Origin of the sequence: Pseudomonas sp. NY15435 (genome assembly GCF_048068295.1) — a bacterium.
In the GTDB taxonomy this organism is placed as follows: domain Bacteria; phylum Pseudomonadota; class Gammaproteobacteria; order Pseudomonadales; family Pseudomonadaceae; genus Pseudomonas.
The window spans coordinates 1-17,621 of record NZ_JBLUQA010000020.1 but is presented as its reverse complement, the minus strand read 5'-3'; the positions used below and the strand labels follow the sequence as shown (position 1 = coordinate 17,621).

Here is a 17,621-nt window from a genome sequence, read left to right as displayed (position 1 = left end):
TGGCCGCACCTTACGCAGGGCGGGCTTGACTGACAAGCCGCATCAACGCACAGCGTTGAGCCGCCACCAGCGCGGCGGGCGCGGCGCCTGTTGCAGCGCCAGCTGGTGCCAGGCGTCGTGCCAGGCCTGGCCTTCGGCGGCGAGGCGCGGCCAATCCAGCGTGCGCCGATCCAGGGCGCTGAGCAACTCGGTTTCCAGCCAGCCGTGGCCGGCGCGCAGGGCATCGGCGAAACCGGGATCGGCCAGCGCGCGCTGGTGCACGGTCTCGAAACGCCACCAGAGGGAATCTTCCACCGCGTCGGTCTCGCGGCTGAACAGCCCTTCTCCGGCACGCTCGTCGAAACCCAGCGGCTGGAACATAGACAGGCACGGCGCGGAGGTGGCGGTAGCGGCCAGGCGCGGGGCCCCACCGTCGAGCCGAGCAATCAGGCTGGCGGTAGTCTGCGAAGGGCGCCAGAAGCTGCCGGCGTGGAGGCAGACCTGCCGGTTGTCGTGCAGGTTGAAGCGGTGCCCGCGATGACCGTGGCTGCGCAGGGCGACCACCAGCGCCAGCCAGTCGACCTGGGCCGGACAGTGGGCGAGAAAGTCCTCATTGAGCTGGCGACGCTGGTGAGCGCCAGCTACCCAGGGCAGCACGAGGCCATCGAAGGCGCGGGCGAAGTGGAAATCGCCCCGCCCATTCCAGCACCCGAAACGGCGCGCCTGGGTTTCCAGGTTGGGGCTGGCGAGGTCGTACTCGTGGCCGAGGCTCAGGGCGTTGGAGATAGCCCAGCGCTCGACCTTCTTCGCCGCCCACAGGCGCCCGGCGGTTTCGAGCACCCAGGCTTCGTCGCGGTCGGCGATCAGGAAGCTGTTGTCGTAGCGCATGCGCTTGTTGCGGTAACCGGCCGGGCCGCCCTGGCCGTGGCGTTCCAGCAGTTCGGTAATCACTGCCAAGGCCTCGCGGGCACTGGCGCCGCGCTCCAGGCCCAGGCGCAGCAGGTCCATGCCGAGCAGGGCTTCGCCTTCGCGCTGAGTAAGTTTGGTGAACACGGCTTCGTTGCCGATGGCCACGCCCTTGTCGTTGACGCCCATCTCGGCGCCCCACAACCAGGCCGGCTGGCTGAGGATGACGCCGTGCCGATTGGCGGTCTGAGGAATCTCCAGATAACTGGTGCGCACCTTGGCCGCGCTGTCGCCGCTGACCGCGGGCAGGCGGATCAGACGTTGCGCTTCGGCGGGTTCGCGGTCGCTGTTCTTGGCGAACCAGGTAGCCCCGCCGCTACGCAATACCAAGGTGTCGCACATAATCTTCCTCCCCGTGATCTTCCCGCGCGCCGAGCACTTCCCGCGCGGCGCGCTCCCCGGCCTCAACGGCCCCATCGAAATAGCCCATCCAGCGCGTCGCCGTTTCTGTGCCGGCGAAGTGCAGACGCCCGTAGGGCTCGCGTAGGCGCGCCGCACCGCTGCTCCACAGTCCCGGCGGGAAAAGCGCGGCATAGCAGCCCCGGGCGAAGGGTTCCTCGGCCCAGGACTTGTCCACGTAGTCCACCGGCTGCAGTGCCTGTTCGCCGAAGTAGCGGGCGAAGCAGCCCAGCACCTCGCCACGACGGTCACCCGCGGGCCGCGCGTTCCATTGCCGCGCCTCGTCGCCTTCGATGAAGCCCAGCAACACGCCGCGTCCGGAGTCGGGGACGCTGTTGTCGAAGGTCAGGCGTACCGGGCCGGTCTCGCTGGTAGCCTGCCCGGACAGCCCCTTGTCACGCCAGAATGGCTTGTCGTAGAGCGCCATGCACTTGATCACCGCGCCCTGGGGCAGACGCTGCAGCAGTTGGTCACGCCAGCTCGGCAGCAGCGGTTCCTGGGTGATGCGCAGCAGTTGAGTCGGCGGGATGGCGAAGATGACATGGCTGGCCTGGTGGGTGCCGCGGTCGGTCACCAGTTCGACACGGCTGCCGTCCTGGCGCACGGCTCGCACCGGTTCGCCGGTGTGGACGTCGCCCAGGCGCTCGGCCAGGGTTTCGCTGACCCGCTGGGAGCCACCAAGGATGCGGTCCTGCTGGGCGCCGCCTTCGACGCCGAGGACGGTGTCGAGGTTGGTGCCCCCGTGGATATAGAAGAGGACATGGAGGAACGAGAGGTCATGGGGACTGGCGGCGAATACAGCGCCGCACATCAACTCGAAGACCTTGCGCCCGGTGGAGGTGCGCACATTGCGCCGCAGCCATTCGGCGAAGGTGAGGCTGTCCCATTGGGGAGCCTTGGGGTGCAGGCTGGGGTCGCCCAGCGGGATTTCCCGCGCCATGCGGTCCAGGCGGACATGGGCCTGAAGGACATCGAGCAGTACGTGTGGAGGAAACTTCGGGATGGTGCCGCGATATGGCCTGAGCCGGCCGCCGAAAAGGGTGAGATTGTCGCCCTGGTTCCATTGCGGGTAGGTCGACAGGCCGAGCTCGGCCAGCAGAGAAAGGATGCGCTCCTGGGTCGGCCCGACCCACTGGCCGCCCACCTCGACCACTTCGCCGCTGGCGAAGCGATGGTTGAGGGTGCGCCCACCGACGCGCTTGTTGGCCTCGATCACTTTCACCCGCCGCCCGGCTTGCGCCAGACGCCAGGCCGCAGTCAGCCCCGAAATACCGGCGCCCACCACGATCACATCGCTGCGATTCATGTTTGCGACCTTATGTTCTTGTTGTTATTGGTCTTAAGGGTAAGCCAGGAATCGGCCTAGGAAAAACCCGAATTTCGAGAATTTTCCAGGCTTTGCGGGGGATGACGCATTGAGGGCTCTAGGCTGGGCTATCGCGACGCGAGCCTAGCGAAGAGTGCTGTTGACGGCTGGGAGCTCATCACCGACGGGAGTTCGCGAGCAAGCTCGCTCCTACAAAAAAGCGCGCCGGCGCGGGGGCGAGGAGAGGCCAAAGGGAATGCGATCGCGGACAGAGCCATCTCCTATGTAACCCTGACGTCTCAGCCGATTGCTAGTCGTGGCCAATGGTGCAGAGATTCAACAGTAGGAGCGGATCTCATCCGCGAAATCCTTCCCGGAACTTGGCTTCAGGCGGTCGCGGGCAAGGTTTGCCGCTATGGGCCCCTGCGCCGGTCAATCGACCAGCGTGCAGGCCATCACCAGCGCGTCTTCACGACCGCCGACTGCCGGGTAGTAATCCCGGCGGCGGCCGATTTCGTTGAAGCCATAGCGCTCATAGAGGCGGTAGGCGGGGCCGTTGGAGGCGCGGACTTCGAGGAAGCATTCCACACCACCCTTTTCGTGGGCGCGCTTCATCAGGTGTTCCAGCAGCGCCAGTCCGAGGCCGCGGCCTTGGCTTTCCGGCTTGACGGTGATGTTGAGCAGATGCGCTTCATCGAGAATCAGCTGGATCACGCCGTGGCCGACCTGCTGGCTGCCTTCGAACATCACCCAGCATTCGTAGCTTTTCAGGCCGTCGGCGAAGGTGCCGCGCGTCCAGGGGTGGCTGAAGGCGGCGTATTCGATCTTGAGTACAGCATCGAGGTCCGCCTCGGTCATCGGGCGGAAGGAAACGGCGTCGCTCATGCAGGGGTCTGACTCATCCAGCGTTGCCGCACACGGCGCATGGCGCGCCAGAGGTCGGCTTTCAAGGTGGGTTCTTCGGCCAGGCGTTCGAGGCCCGGCAGCGCCCAGGCTACGCCCAGGCCTTCGACCTGCAGCTCGCGCAGCAGGGATTCTTCATCGCCTTCGCCGGCGAAGCGCACGGCGGGCATGCCGACCAGCCACAGGCAGGAGCACGGGGCGCCTTCCTCCAGCCGCGCGGCGACGAAGCCCTGGACGAATTCGCGGGCGGCTTGCGGGCCCTGGTCCATGTTGCCGCGGGAGAATAGCGGCCAGCGTACCGGCTCACCCATCAATTGCGGGCTATCCGGCAGGCCGGCGGCGCGCAGCAGGTCTTTCAGCAGCAGGTAGGCCGGATCACGACTGGCCAGCGGTTCGCCGGTGGGCAGTTCGACCAGCAGGATGCATTCACCGGCTCGCAGCAGTTGCAGGGCGAAGCGTGGCGGCGGTGCGACGGGAGCGCGGGCAACGGGTTCGTCTTGCGCTTCGGCCGGCTCTTCAGCCTTGATCGGCGAGGGCTTGGTCGGAGCAGCGACCTTGGGCAGCAGCCGCGCGGCAATCGAGCCGGGCTCTCCGGCGGTGACCGGCGCTGCCGAGGGTGCAGCCGCCGGTACAGCAGACTCGCGGGCCACGGCGCTGGGCACAGGAGCCACGGGCTCGGCGACGATGGGCGCGGGCGTTTCCAGCAGCTCCGGGCGCGACGGGGCGGCGAACGGCAGCACCACGCGCGGCAGCCAACTGGCGACCTGCATGGCGCCAAGGTAGGCGCGGCGACGGGCTTCTTCGATCAAGGGGCGATTACCTGTGGGTGGTGCCTGCACGGGCAGGCCGACACGACGAGGCGGGATTGTCGCGTGAAACGCGCCGGGGGGAAAGGCCGGCGGGCAGAGCGCCTGTGTGAATCGCTTACGGAGTACCGAAGACGTAGACGTTACCGGTGAGCTTGACTGCGCCGGTAGCCTGGTAGGTGAGCAGGTTGGTCTGCTGCAGTCCGCTGCCGGATACCTTGCCCTGGTTGGCGCCGCCCAGGGTGAACTGCAGGTTGGTGGCGCTGGCGTTGGTCAGGCCGATCTTCATGGCCTGGCGATTGAACAGAGCACCGTCGCCATTGAAGCCGTTGTTGATGGTCACCATGTCGATGGACATGCCGTCGAAACTGAAGGTGCCCTTGATGTTGTCCAGCACGATGTAACCGGTGCTGTTGAGCGGCTGGATCGCCAGGCGCGCGCCGCAGCCGCCGGTGCAGCGGGTATCGGCGGTATTGGCGGCGAGGTTGAAGTTGACGCTCAGGCTGACGCCGTCCTGGCCACTGACATCGGCCATTTCGCTGTCATCCAGGCCGCGCATCTCGCCGTGGGCGGTCGCGGCGGCCAGCAGCAACACGGGGGCCAGGAGTCGGCTCGAAAGGCGTGCGGTTTTCACGGCGAGTCTCCTCATGCGCTAGCGCGGCAGGTTCACGGTGCGGACGTTCAGGTAGTCGATGCGCAGGCCGCGGATGGCCTGGGAACCGACATCGGTGCCGCTGATGTTCAGGTTGCCGATGCTGATATTGCTCTTCTGCACGTTCTGGTAGAAGGCCTCGTGGTTGGCCCAGGTAACGCCCGGCGCGCTGAGCATCAGGTCGCCGTTGCTGGCCACCGAGAGCGTCGCCGGCTGGTAGTTGGCGTCGCCCAGGTTGAGGTCGAAGTAGACGTTCTTGGCCACCACCTTGTTGGTGTCCGCACAGTTCTCGCAGCCGGCGATGATCAGCTTGTCGGCGTACATCTGCAGGCTCATGGAGGCCTTCAGGCCAGCGGCGTCGCCCCACAGGTTCAGGTAGGAACCGTTGAGGGTGAAGTTCTCCAGGGCGATGGAGAAGAAGTCGGTGCGGGTGGTGGTGGCGCCAGCGCTGCCGTTGCTGTTGTACGCCGTGCTGGGCAGGGTGAACTTGGTGGCAATGCCGATATCCAGGCCCTGGATGCGGGTGCCGGATGAATTCTGCATGGCACCTGCAACCAATTGCACCGTGGAGACGTTCTTCTCGGTGCGGGTAATGGTGCCGCTGACGCAGGTGGTGGCGCTGCCGCCTTGCGCGCCGCAGAGTTGGACGAACTTGTCGTAGTCGCTGGCGCGCTGGCTCAGGGTGACGCCGTTGCGGCTGACGTTCCAGGCGGCGCTGAGGTTCTGCTGGGCGGCCGTCAGGTTCTCGGTGCTGCTGTTATAGGCATCCACCGAGGCGTTGTAGTTCTTCACTGCCGTGCTGTTGTTGCAGGAGATGACCACGCCGCAATCGTACTTCTGTCCGATGTCCGGGCGATTGGCGCAGAACAGACCGCATATCTGCGCGGGCGCTTCGTTGTAACGAGCGCTCATGGTGTTGTAGTTGGTCTTCTGCACCGCCTGGGCCGCATCGACCTGCGTCTCGCGCTGGTTGACCACGACCATGTCGGCGTCTATGCCGGACTTGAGCGTCACCATGTTGTTCGAATAGGTGGTCAGCAATGTGTCGCGCTGGGTCTTCAAAGCGCTCAGTTCGGCGTTGATCTTGTTGGTCGCCTGGGCCGGGTTGGTGCAACCGGCGTCGCCATACAGGCAGCCCTGGTAGTAGGACCAGAGGCCGAACTTGTGGGTGTCGTTGATCGGGTCGGTCCAGGTCGGCGTCATCAGTTGCAGCGCCTCCTGGTTGGCCGGGATGTTCAGCCCCGCCTTGTACTTCACCGGACCGAGGGTGAAGGGGTGCATGGGCGTACCGAGGTAGGCCTTGGTGTCGAGGGTGCCGCGCTGGCTGCCGGCGCCCTTGATGTACGCGCCGGTGATATCCACCTGCACGTCCTGGTTGGCGCTGTTCTTCACCCCGGTGATCTTCGAGGTGGCAGTGGCCTGGTCGTAGCTGAAGCCATCGATGAAGAAGCCAAGACCGGCGCCGCTGACCTCTTCCAGTTGATCATCATCCAGGGCCTTCATGCCCAGCGCCGGCAGGCTGACCAGACATCCGGCGAGACAGGCAGCTACCGCTGCGCGCCAGCTCATGTCAGCAGCCCGCCGCTTGCGAACCCATGCAGGTGGACTGCCGGGGCAGACCACGCAGGGCGTCGTAGAGGTTGATCAGGATGGGATACACCGCGTCCGCGCCGCTGCCCACCTTGGGGAAGTTGGCAAAAGCGCCGGACTGGGTGTTGACGAAATTGCCGGCGTTGGCGAGGTCCTGCCAGGGCACGTTCTGGTTCTGCAGAGAGAAGAAGATGCCCTGGGCGCCGGTGTTGATGTCGGTGGAGCCCGGCTTGCCGATATAAATGGTCTTGTAGTTGGTCAGGTCGAAGCAGGTCGTCAGGCCCAATGCCTGGCAGTTGCTGGTGGTCGACAGCGTCGGGATCAGCGAAGCGATCAGGCCGCCGGCATCCGAGTGCAGCGAGTCGCCCTTGGCGATACCGATCTGCTCGGCGCGGTTGATCGGCTGGCCGTTGATGGTGGCCTCGCCGGTACCGGCCTTGAGCAGTACCACGTCGGCGTATACCGGGGTATCGCCGGCCACGGCCAGCGCCAGGCAGTTGATGATGTTCGGGCAGCCGTTGCGGGTGTAGTAGTCGTAAGCGATGGACGCCGGGCCGTAGATCTGCCCCTGCAGGTTGCCGGTGATCGACAGGATGTCGCCGGAGAGGTCGCCCTGCGCCTTGCCGAAGCCGACACGCGCGCCTACCAGCTGGCGAACACCGTTGTTGGTCTGGAAGGCAAATTCGACGTAGGGGTCGCGGATCTGGAACGGCACCACCTTGGCATCGGGAGAGTTGGCGTTGTCCACCCGCCCCAGGGCGAAGTTATTGATCAGGATGTCCGCCGGCTGGCCGGAAACAGTGGTCGAACCAGTGCGGCTGTAGTTGCCCAGGCTCAACTGATCAATGTTGGTCAGCAGGCTGACATCGGCACCGAAATTGAGCCGTGTGTACTGGTAGTTCTGGTAAGTGGAGGCATCGACAGTGAGCATCGCGCCCTGGCCGGAGATGGCGGACAGCTCTTCATCGTCCATCGATTGCATGCGCGCCTGGGCGGAAAAGGCCAGCAGGCCGCCGCAGAGCAAGGCAAGGGCACGCATGAGCGGACCGGAGGACTGACGCATGGCACTCTCCTTTCCTGGCCCCCTGTTGGCGGAAGCCTGTTGTTATTCGTCGGGCGTATCGGGTCAGGAAACAGGTCGAGACTCGGCGCCGTGATGCCACTATAGGAATTCACCCGCCACGGCGGGCCGACCCATAGTCGAGTAAATCGCTCCGAACGATAGACGAAGAAAGGAAAGTCAGGGGCCGGTTGTTACCCATCGTCACACCCGGGTGACAGCGGCCGGCTTACTGATGGCGGAACAGGCCGATCAGATGCTCGGCAATCGCGCCCTTGATGGCGTCGAGGTTCAGCCGCGAATGAGCCTGCAGCTTGGCGGTGTTGAGGCGATGCAGGTGCAGCGAGGGCATGCGCGCCTCGTACTCGCGCAGATCGCCCTTCACCAGCACCGGCAGGAAGATGTCCCCGCGCATGCGGTAACGGTTGATCAGCAGCTTCAGTCCGTCCTGGAAGGGCAACTCACGCGAGGCCACCAGCCGGTGCTCGCCGGGGATTTTCAGGTACAGGCCGCTGTAGCCCATGGTCTCGCCGGGCAGGATGTGGATGCCGGTGGGCTCCACCGCATCACCGGGGATGTCATGGAAGGTGTCGAACCAGGCCTGCTCGTCAGGGAGGATGGTGATACCGCCTTCCTGGCTCTCCGGAATCACGAAGCTGTAGTTGCTGTAGAGCTTTTCGACATACGACGAATAGATGCACAAGCGATTTTCGAAGCGTTGCAGGAAGGCAATGGCTTCGTTGCGATCAGTGATCGCATCCAGGTCCCAGTCGAGGTCGTTCTGGCGTTCCAGTTCGGCCCAACGGGCTTTGGCGAGTGCGGCGTCGTAAGTCATCGGCGTAAATCAGACTCTGATATCTAGGTCTCTGATACAGACTTTGGCAAAAAACTTGCCAGAAAATTCAGCCATTTAGGCCAGATTTTCCGTGAGTTACGTCACAAGGACGCTGCTCGTGCAGTCGCAAACTGACGCGTTTCGTCACCCTGTCGGCCAGGGGTAGACCTTTGCAGTACAATCGCCCCCTTTGTTCATTCCGGGCCCAACCAAGCCGATGATCGATCCACGACGCGTACTACGCGCCCTCGCCGAACACTGGGTGCTGCTCGAACCGCTGTGCGAGCGCTTCGACGCCGGCACCCTGAGCCTGGTGGAGCTGCGTATTCAGCTCACCAGCCAGTTGCCCGACAGCACGCCGGTGGACATCACCGCCCTGCTCGACCAGTGGGTGCGCCTGGACATCCTCGTCCCGGTGGCCAAGAGCCCCAACCGCTTCGAGCTGAACGCGCAGATCCACGACTTCCTCGCCTACCTGCGCCAGGAGCACCGACTGGGCCTGTGCCTGGAGATCGAAGCCTACCTGCGCCACCTCGAGCGCCTGGCCGGTTACATCCGCGAGGCCTTCGAGGCGCGCGACGGCAACGATCTGGCCCGCCAGCTGCGCCTGCTCGACATGCGCGTGCGCGACGTGCTGAAGAAGCTCGCCAACGACGAACAGGCACTGGTCGCTGTGGCCGACCGGGCCAAGACCCAGGATCGGCAGATTCCGCTGCGCCAGCGCTACGCGGAAGTGCTGGCGACCTGGGACGAATACGTCGAACCGATGATCCAGCTGGTCTCCGCCGATGGCGCCTTCGAACAGGGCGTGCATCGCGTGGAACAGGTGCTGCTGCGCCTGCTCAGCGAACAGGCACGGCTCGGCCAACTGGTGGACGACGACCAACTGCTGCGCACCCACGCGCGCATCCTGGAAATGCAGACCACCGCCCAGCTCACCCTGCGCCGCGCCCGCGAACTGTTGCTGCCGTTGCGTGAGGAAGCCCGTCGACACAACGCGATCACCCGCGGCGCCGCCCTGGCGCTGTCGGTCATCCGCCGCAAGGGGATCGACGCCGTGCCGCAGGCTGCAATGCCGATGTTCACCCGGCCGCAGAGCAACTTCCTGGGCACCGCGTCCCAGGTCGAGAGCTATGTCTTCGCGCTGGCCAACTTCCAGCCAAAACCGGCGCACTTCCCCAAGGCCAGTGGCAATCGCAAGAGCGACGGCCCGCAGCGCTCGCCGCGCACCGCGCGGGAAATGCTCGACCGCTGCCAGGCCGCGCTGCCGCTGCCGGACCTCATGCAGTGGCTGCTGGAACAGGAGCCCGAAGGCGCCACCGACGAGTTGCTCTACTGGTTCTCGCGCCTCTCCCGTGACGCCCGCTTCCAGCGCGACCGCCTTGAGCGGGCCCAATACGACACTCTCCAGCACAGCGTCAGCCTGTGCTCCTTCGCCCTGATCGCCGGCCCGACTGGCAAGGACACCAAGAGCGAACAGCATGCAGATTAATCTCACCGAAATGACCCAGCTCGCGCCGATCTTCCGCGAACTGTTCAAGGGCTTCCACATCAGCCGCCGCGACCCGGAGCTGTACAGCCAGCTGTCCAACCAGCAGGACGCCTACCGCGCGCTGTTCCGCAGCCTGGGCTACGAACTGGTCTGCGATACCCGCGGCTTCTACTACTTCGTGCCCGAACAGGTCGGCGCCCAGGTGAACAAGACCGCCCAACGCCTGGCACTGTTCACCTTCATCCTCGTCGAGCACCTCGCCGACCAGGGCCGCGACCCGCTGGCCGTACTCGATGGCGGCAGCATCGGCCGCGACGAACTGCCGCCGCTGCTGGAGAAGTACCGCGACCTGTTCCTGCAGGCCGAAGTGACCACCCAGGAAGAACTGGAAGAGAAGGTGATGCGCCGCCTCACCCAGCTCGGCTTCGCCGCCGAGGACAACGGTGTGTATCGCTTCCTGCCGCCGATCCACCGCTTCCTCGACGTTTGCCTGTCGGTCCAGCAGGACCGCGACCTGGCCAGCAACCTGCACGCCAGCGAAATGCAGTTCAGCGCGCCAGTGCTGATGGAAGAGGACGACGAACCGGTGGTGATCCTCGAGTCCTATGCCGAGGAGCCGAGCGATGACCCCGCTGATGCCATCGTCATCATCGACGAACCGGCCACCACCGCAGAAGAAGAGAGCGAAGAAGACGCCCTCGCCCGCGCCATCGCCGAAGAACAGGAGGCCCAGGCATGACCCAGGAACGCTACGGCATCCGCCGCTTCGCCCTGCTCAACACCGCCGGCTACAGCCTCGGCATCTTCCCGCTGGAACAGCCGCTGTCGGTGTACGGGGCGAACAACCTCGGCAAATCGGCGTCAATCAACGCGCTGCAGTTCCCGATCCTCGCGCGCATGTCCGACATGAGCTTCGGCAAGTACAGCCTGGAAGCCTCGCGCAAGTTCTACTTCGCCACCGACACCAGCTACATCCTCATCGAGCTGGACCTGCCCAACGGCCGCCACGTGATTGGGGTCGGCGGTCGCGGCCCGGGCGGCGGCTTCGGCCACCAGTTCTTCGCCTACCAGGGCGAGCTGGACCTGGAGCACTACCAGAAGAACGGCACCTGCCTGCGCCTGCGCGAGCTGTACGCCAACCTCGAGCGCGAGGGCATCAAATCCTATGAGTTGAAGCCTGACGAGCTGCGCCGCCTGCTGGTTGGCGGCCACACCTCGATCCCGCTGGACCTCACCCTGATCCCGCTGCGCTCCACCAGTGAACAGAGCCTGAAGACCTTCCGCTCGCTGTTCATCAACCTGCTGCACATGCGCGAGATCACCGCGGCCAAGCTCAAGCAGCTGTTCCTCGATGCCTTCGAGCACAGCCTGCGCTCGGGCAGCGTCGACTACATCGCCGCCTGCGAAGAAGCCTTCCGCGACGTACGCCGCATGGAAGGCGACTACCAGGCGCTGGTCGCCGCCGGCCCGCTGGTCGAGGCCCTGGCCAACGGCGTGCAGCAGCGCGAACTGCTGCGCGGCAAGATGCACCGCCTCTCGCCGCTGCTGGATAACCTGCTGGGCACCTGGGAAGACTATTCCGGCGCGCGCAAGGAAGAGCTGGTCATCCAGGCCGAGCACTACAAGCGCGAGCAGGACGGCCTGCAGAACGAGCAGCGCGGCAGCACCGCCGAGCTGATGCGCCTGGAGCGCGAGATCAGCGAAATCCAGCGCTGGATGGGCGAACTCGCCGTGCTGAAGAACCGCTTCGCGCTGGTCGACGACGTCAAGGTACTGGAGCAGCAACTGCTCGCCGCCAAGGACGCCCACGACGAACTGGCCGGCGCCCTGGCGCACTCCCGGCAGTTCTCCAGCGAAGACCTGGAAGAACGCATGCGCGACCTAGAAAAACGCCTCAAGGGCGTTCGCCAGCAACTCGAACACGCCGACAACAACAGCTACGCCCGCCTGCGCGAGGAATTCTCCCAGCAGGACGTGGAACGCCTGATGCGCCTGTTCAACGGTGCGTTGTTCAGCCTCCCGCTGGGTGAAAAAGGCGTGGACCTGGACGAAGCCGGCCAGTGGGTCGGCAGCGTCGAGAAGATCCTCGATGCCTTCAAGGGCGAGCGCTTCGAAGTACCTGGCCTCTCCATCGATATCTCCACCATCGAGCCGCCAGCCCTGCAGGCCCTGGCCGACCGTGCGGCCCTGCGCGACCAGAAGGAGCGCCTGGAGAAGGAGCTCAAACAGCTCAAGACCCAGCAGGCCGTCGCCGCCGACCGCAATGCCAGCAAGGCGCAGGCGGACAAGTTCTATCAGGACGTGCTCGATGCGCAGAAGGCGCTGGAAGACTTCCGCCGCAGCCAGACCCTGAACGCCGAGGAGCCGGGCAAGCTGGAACAGCTCGCCCAGCTCGAAGCCACCCAGGACGAACTCAAGCGCTCCGCCGACGCCTTCACCGAACGCGTCCAGCAACTGTCCGCCAAGCTGCAGCTGATCGGCCGCCAGCTGGCCGACATGGAAGCCAAGCAGCGCACCCTCGACGACGCCCTGCGCCGCCGCCAGCTGCTGCCGGCCAACCTGCCCTTCGGCATCCCGTTCATGGACCCGGTCGACGACTCCATGGACAACCTGCTGCCGCTGCTCAATGACTACCAGGACACCTGGCAATCGCTGCAACGCGTGGACGGTCAGATCGAAGCGCTATACGCCCAGGTGCGCCTGAAGGGCGTGGCCAAGTTCGACAGCGAGGATGATCCGGAGCGTCGCCTGCAACTGCTGATCAACGCCTATGCGCACCGCACCGACGAGGCCATGACCCTGGCCAAGGCGCGCCGTGCGGCAGTCACCGACATCGCCCGGACCCTGCGCAACATCCGCAGCGACTACGACAACCTGGAACACCAGTTGGCGCTGTTCAACCGCGAGATCAACAAGCGCCAGGTATCGAACCTGCAGAGCTTCCGCATCGTGCTGGCGCCGAACAAGGACGCGCTCAAGCACATCGACCAGATCATCCACAGTGCCGGCCAGTACGAAGAAGGCGAGAACCTCTCGGTTTTCGACCTGACCCAGAGCGCCGAGCAGGATGCGAAGAACGAGGAAGCCAAGGACTACCTGTCGCGCCTGGTGGCGGCGAACAACAACCAGTTGGGCCTCAAGGACCTGTTCGAGCTGGCGTTCGAGATCACCAAGATGGGCGGCCAGCCGATCATGCACACCGATATCGACGGCGCTGCATCCAACGGCACCACCATGACCATCAAGGCGCTGACCAACATGTACCTGTTGCTGCACCTGATGGACCGCGAGCAGGCCGGCCGCGTGCGTCTGCCCTACTACCTCGACGAGGCGGCGGACATCGACGAACGCAACCAGTCGGCACTGCTGGAGACCAGCCTGCAGTTGGGCTTCGTGCCGATCCTGGCGAGCGTGAAGCCGCAGGTCTCGGCCCAGGTGGCCATCGACCTGGAAGGCGGCAGCGGCCCCAACGGTATCTACATCGACGAGGCGGACTGGAAGTACATCCGCCGCCGAGATACCGAAAAGGCTGCGCACAACGATGTGGAAGCCAGCGCCGAACCGGCGTAACGCTTTCTCGGCGTTAATGAAAAAGCCCCGCCATGCGGGGCTTTTTCTTTCCGACCGCCCCCGTTCATTGTAGGAGCGAGCTTGCTCGCGAACCTCTCTGCACCGAGGCCGGCGGTTTCGCGAGCAAGCTCGCTCCTACCCCCACCACTGCAATGAAAAAGGGCCACAATAGCGGCCCTTTTCGTGTTTGACTTCAACTCACTTCGCCTTGCCTAGCGGGATCTTCGGCGCCCAATCCAGCCACTCGTCATTGGCCTCGTCGAACAGCGCAAAGGTCTGCCCAGGTTTGGCCGGCGAGCCCATCTCGGCATTGTTTGGCGTGGCGAAGGCAACGCCGCCCGCGAGGATGGTCTCCATAGACTCCGTGCGCACCTTGACGCCCTTGAACAGCCCGGCATCCACCCCGACACCACTGGTGTTCCAGAACCGGCTGCCAGTCCGCACAAGCGCCGCATATCGCGGCTCGATGAGGATGTGGATCAGCACGCGATCCGCCGTTTCGCCCAACTCGAAAGAGGTCACCTTGCCCACCTGGACTTCGCGATAAGTCACCGGCACGCCGGCCTTCAACGAACCGCGCCGGGCAGCACTGAGCGTCAGACGCAGGCCATCGGCATCCAGCAGGCGATTCGGCTCGCCACCCAGCAGGCTGAAGCTGGTTTGCGCCTGCCCAGCTGCGGGCGCCGGCAGCACCTCGATGTACTGGCCGCTGACAATGGTGCCCAGGTTGCTGACACCCGACAGGCCCACTTGCGGCCCCACCACCCAGAAGCGTGTACCTTGGCGAGCGATACGATCCGCCCCACGGGTAAGGCGCGCTTTCAGTTGCACGGTCTGCAGGTCCTTGCTCAGCTCCACCTGCTCGACTCGCCCGACCTCCAGGCCCTTGAAGCGCAGCACGGTCCCCTCCTTCAGACCATCGGCAGTGTCGGCACGTAACTCGATCACCTGGCCCTTGAGGTGCGCATCATCCTCGCTGTCGAACAGCACGAAGCGCCGCACCTTGGTGATGGCCGCGGCCTTGGGATCAGGCGTATCGAAGGCAATGCCACCGGCAATCAATGTCTGCAGCGACTCGCTCTTCAGCTTGATCCCATCCAGCCCGCCACTGATGGTGACGCCGCTGATATTCCAGAACCGCGAAGAGGTGTTGACCAGATTGGCGTACTCCGGCTCGATGTGCACACCGATGACCAGGCGCGAGGGATCACGGCGGGAGAGCTGGTAGCTCTGCACGCTGCCGACCTTCATCTGGCGGTAGAGAATCGGCGTGCCGACTTCCAGCGATCCCAGCTGATCCGTGGTCAGCACCAGATGCAATCCGGGTGCATCGAGATTCAACGGGGGCGCTTTCGGGCGAATGACGAAATCACGGGTCGGCTCGCCATCGCTGGCGAATCGGACGCTGAGATAATTCCCCTTCACCAGCGCCTCGAGCCCGGTGATGCCCGCCAGCGAGATGCTGGGTTTGACCATCCAGAACTCGGTCTTGCTGTTGAGGAAGTCCTCGGTACGCGGGTCCATGGACAGCGTGGCGGTGGCGCCGTTGAAGTCCTTGTCCATGTCGATGCTCTTCACCGTGCCGACCTGCACACCGTTGTACATCACCGGAGTGCTGCCGGGGGTGAGGCCGCTCACGTCGCTGACCTTGACCTTGACGCTGAGCCCAGCCTGGGCGGCGTCGAAGTCTTCGTACAGGCGGAAGGGCTTGGTCGGGTCGGTAGGCGGGCTGTCGGGATAGTTCTCCGGCGTGGCGAAGGCAATACCGCCGGCTGCGATGCTGGCCAGCGACTCGGTACGCAGCTTCAGGCCACTGAGACTGCCGGACAGGGTAATGCCGCTGGCATTCCAGAAACGCGAGTGCTTGCGCACCAGATTGGCGTAGGCCGGCTCGATGTGGACCTTCACCTCGATGGTCTTCTGGTCTTCCGCCAGCCGGTAGCTCTTCACCTGGCCGACCTGAATCTGCCGGTAATAAATAGGGCTGCCCTGCTCCAGGGAGCCCAGGCGGTCAGCCTTCAGTGTCAGGTGCAGGCCAGGCAGACTGTCAGAGAGCGGCGGCGGCTCCTTCAGCGCGACGAACTCCTTCTGCTGCTCACCCTTCACCGGGTCGATCGCGATGTAGTTGCCCGAAACCAGTGTCTCCAGTCCCGTCACCCCAGCAATGGATACCCGCGGCTTGACCAACCAGAAGCGGGTGCCTTTGCTCAGGTACTCCGCGGCCTCCTTGCGCATTTCGACCATGGCGGTCACGCCCAGGGTCGGCTTGTTCACGTGCAGATCGACGACCTTGCCGACGCCGATCCCCTTGAAGATCACCTCGGTCTTGTTGGCCTGGATACCCTCGCCGCTCTCGAACTGGATCTGGATCATGATCCCCGCCTGGTCATAGGCCCGCCACGCGAGCCAAGCGCCGATCGCCAGTGCGATCAGCGGCAGAATCCAGATAGCCGACCAGTTCGTGGTCTTGCGCATCTTGGGTGTTGGGAGGTCACTCATCGTCGTTTTCCGCGTCCGTGTTATCCCAGATCAGCCGGGGATCGAAAGTCACAGCAGCCAGCATGGTGAGCACCACCACACTGGCGAAAGCAGCCGCACCAAGGTTCGCCTCGATACTGGCCAGGTTGCCGAAGTTCACCAGCGTCACCAGGATCGCGATGACGAAGATGTCGAGCATCGACCAGCGGCCGATCCACTCGATGAAGCGGTACATCACATTCCGTTGCAGGGCGGAAAGCGGCTGTCGCCGCTGTACTGAATACAGTAGCAACGCGATGCCAACGAGCTTGAAGGTAGGCACGAGAATACTGGCGAGGAACACCACGGCGGCAATGGGCACCATATCCGCGTTGATCAGCTCGACCACGCCTTCCATGATGGTCGCCGGCATGCCGTTGCCGAGGAAGTTCACCGTCATGATCGGTAGCAGGTTGGCGGGGATATAAAGGATCGCCGCAGTGATCAGCAACGCCCAGGTGCGGACGATGCTGTTGGGCCTGCGCTCGTGCACCACTGCGCCACAGCGGCTGCAATGGGTCTCCTCGTTTTCCTCGCGCCGGTTGATCTGGTGGCACTCGCCACAAACCACGATCCCGGCATCAATGGCTCGCATCGTCGAACTCCCCAGACAGCTCGCCCCAGACCTGATGGTGGGACATGGTGACTTCCAGCCAGATTTGGGTGAACAGCAGGCCAACGAAACAGGCCAAGCCGATGCTGACATGCAGCTCCGCCATGCCGATCAATTTGACGATGGATACGAGGATGCCCATCAGGTAGACCTCGAGCATCCCCCACTCACGCAGGTGCTGGTAGCCGCGCAGCAACAGCATGCCGTGCTCGCGCAGCGCCTTGTAGCGGATGGACACCAGCACGAACAGCTGGCACAGCAGCTTGGCTAGTGGAATCACCATGCTGCACAGGAACACCAGGACGGCGACACCGGCCATGTTCGAGTGATAGAGACCGACGACGCCGCTCCAGACGGTATCCTTGCTGGTCTGCCCCAGGATAGTGATGTGCATGATCGGCAGGAAATTCGCCGGGATATACAGGATCAGCGCCGTCAGCACCAACGCCAGGGCACGCCGGACCATATGGGGCCGATGGATTTCCAGTTCGTATCCGCAGCGTGGGCAAACCGATCGGTGCCCGAGGGGAACGGGCTCGCGTCGCATCAGCAGGTCGCACTCATGGCAAGCCATCAGCTCATCCAGAGGGAGATCCCGCAAGGCATGTCCTTCGATATCGGGCATGTAGAAACTCAGGGAAAATTTGCAGCTATTGTAGACGACGAAAGCACATCTTCGGTGCCCAGTCCGGGCCTCGAATATCCTGGAGAAACCTGCCAGGGTGCCCCTCTCCACGATACTCCAGCAACAGCAAGCATGCCCGGCCGCTCTCGTAGGAGCGAACCCTATTCCTGCGCCCTTCGCCGCTGCCAGCCATCTTTCCGCGCGCAAAAGCAAAACCCCCGGCCAGCGATGCTGACCAGGGGTCTTGGGATAGGAGCTTGACGATGACCTACTCTCACATGGAGAAACTCCACACTACCATCGGCGAT

At 64.2% G+C, this 17,621-nt stretch carries 14 protein-coding genes; 3 read left to right on the top strand and 11 right to left on the bottom strand.

Going from position 1 to position 17,621, the window contains the following annotated elements:
- Positions 1-42: 42 nt before the first annotated feature.
- From ACNFH5_RS29350 to ACNFH5_RS29315, 8 genes are all read right to left on the bottom strand, one after another.
- A complete protein-coding gene (locus ACNFH5_RS29350) occupies positions 43-1,287 on the bottom strand; it encodes a C69 family dipeptidase (RefSeq protein ID WP_416752268.1) in 1,245 nt (414 codons plus the stop codon).
- A complete protein-coding gene (locus ACNFH5_RS29345) occupies positions 1,262-2,650 on the bottom strand; it encodes a flavin monoamine oxidase family protein (protein WP_416752266.1) in 1,389 nt (462 codons plus the stop codon). Before ACNFH5_RS29345 ends, ACNFH5_RS29350 begins: the two co-directional genes overlap by 26 nt.
- 432 nt (positions 2,651-3,082) lie before the next feature.
- Positions 3,083-3,535, bottom strand: a complete 453-nt coding sequence (gene rimI / locus ACNFH5_RS29340) for a ribosomal protein S18-alanine N-acetyltransferase (RefSeq protein WP_081516411.1) — start codon at positions 3,533-3,535, stop codon at positions 3,083-3,085.
- On the bottom strand, positions 3,532-4,362 hold the full coding sequence (locus ACNFH5_RS29335) for an energy transducer TonB (protein ID WP_416752264.1): 831 nt from the start codon (positions 4,360-4,362) through the stop codon (positions 3,532-3,534). The genes rimI and ACNFH5_RS29335 overlap by 4 nt, the downstream gene beginning before the upstream one ends.
- A 115-nt stretch (positions 4,363-4,477) precedes the next feature.
- Entirely contained in the window at positions 4,478-4,993 is a 516-nt protein-coding gene (locus ACNFH5_RS29330) for a DUF6160 family protein (protein ID WP_416752262.1), read from the bottom strand.
- An 18-nt stretch (positions 4,994-5,011) separates the two neighbouring features.
- Positions 5,012-6,580: a hypothetical protein gene (locus ACNFH5_RS29325; protein WP_416752260.1), complete on the bottom strand. Its 1,569-nt coding sequence runs from the start codon at positions 6,578-6,580 to the stop codon at positions 5,012-5,014.
- A 1-nt stretch (position 6,581) separates the two neighbouring features.
- Positions 6,582-7,664, bottom strand: a complete 1,083-nt coding sequence (locus tag ACNFH5_RS29320) for a hypothetical protein (RefSeq protein ID WP_416752258.1) — start codon at positions 7,662-7,664, stop codon at positions 6,582-6,584.
- Between the two features lie 226 nt (positions 7,665-7,890).
- Positions 7,891-8,496 carry a hypothetical protein gene (locus tag ACNFH5_RS29315; RefSeq protein WP_054911231.1) on the bottom strand — a complete coding sequence of 202 codons (606 nt, stop codon included), beginning with the start codon at positions 8,494-8,496 and terminating at the stop codon, positions 7,891-7,893.
- Positions 8,497-8,713: 217 nt separating this feature from the next.
- On the opposite strand from ACNFH5_RS29315, the gene mksB reads away from it, so the two are divergent.
- Genes mksB through mksF form a run of 3 tightly spaced genes read left to right on the top strand, consistent with a single transcriptional unit; the run spans position 8,714 to position 13,558 of the window.
- Positions 8,714-9,988, top strand: coding sequence for an Mks condensin complex protein MksB (gene mksB / locus ACNFH5_RS29310; protein WP_416752256.1), 1,275 nt, complete (start codon positions 8,714-8,716; stop codon positions 9,986-9,988).
- Entirely contained in the window at positions 9,978-10,727 is a 750-nt protein-coding gene (gene mksE / locus ACNFH5_RS29305; protein WP_416752254.1) for an Mks condensin complex protein MksE, read from the top strand. Before mksB ends, mksE begins: the two co-directional genes overlap by 11 nt.
- Complete coding sequence (gene mksF / locus ACNFH5_RS29300; protein ID WP_416752252.1) at positions 10,724-13,558, top strand: Mks condensin complex protein MksF; 2,835 nt, start codon at positions 10,724-10,726, stop codon at positions 13,556-13,558. The genes mksE and mksF overlap by 4 nt, the downstream gene beginning before the upstream one ends.
- Positions 13,559-13,756: 198 nt before the next feature.
- Here the strand turns inward: mksF and ACNFH5_RS29295 are convergent, their stop codons facing one another.
- The 3 genes from ACNFH5_RS29295 to ACNFH5_RS29285 are packed head-to-tail and all read right to left on the bottom strand — an operon-like array spanning position 13,757 to position 17,313.
- Positions 13,757-16,057, bottom strand: coding sequence for an intermembrane transport protein PqiB (locus tag ACNFH5_RS29295; protein WP_416752250.1), 2,301 nt, complete (start codon positions 16,055-16,057; stop codon positions 13,757-13,759).
- A complete protein-coding gene (locus ACNFH5_RS29290) occupies positions 16,050-16,670 on the bottom strand; it encodes a paraquat-inducible protein A (protein ID WP_416752248.1) in 621 nt (206 codons plus the stop codon). Before ACNFH5_RS29290 ends, ACNFH5_RS29295 begins: the two co-directional genes overlap by 8 nt.
- On the bottom strand, positions 16,657-17,313 hold the full coding sequence (locus ACNFH5_RS29285; protein WP_416752246.1) for a paraquat-inducible protein A: 657 nt from the start codon (positions 17,311-17,313) through the stop codon (positions 16,657-16,659). The genes ACNFH5_RS29290 and ACNFH5_RS29285 overlap by 14 nt, the downstream gene beginning before the upstream one ends.
- Positions 17,314-17,621: the final 308 nt, after the last annotated feature.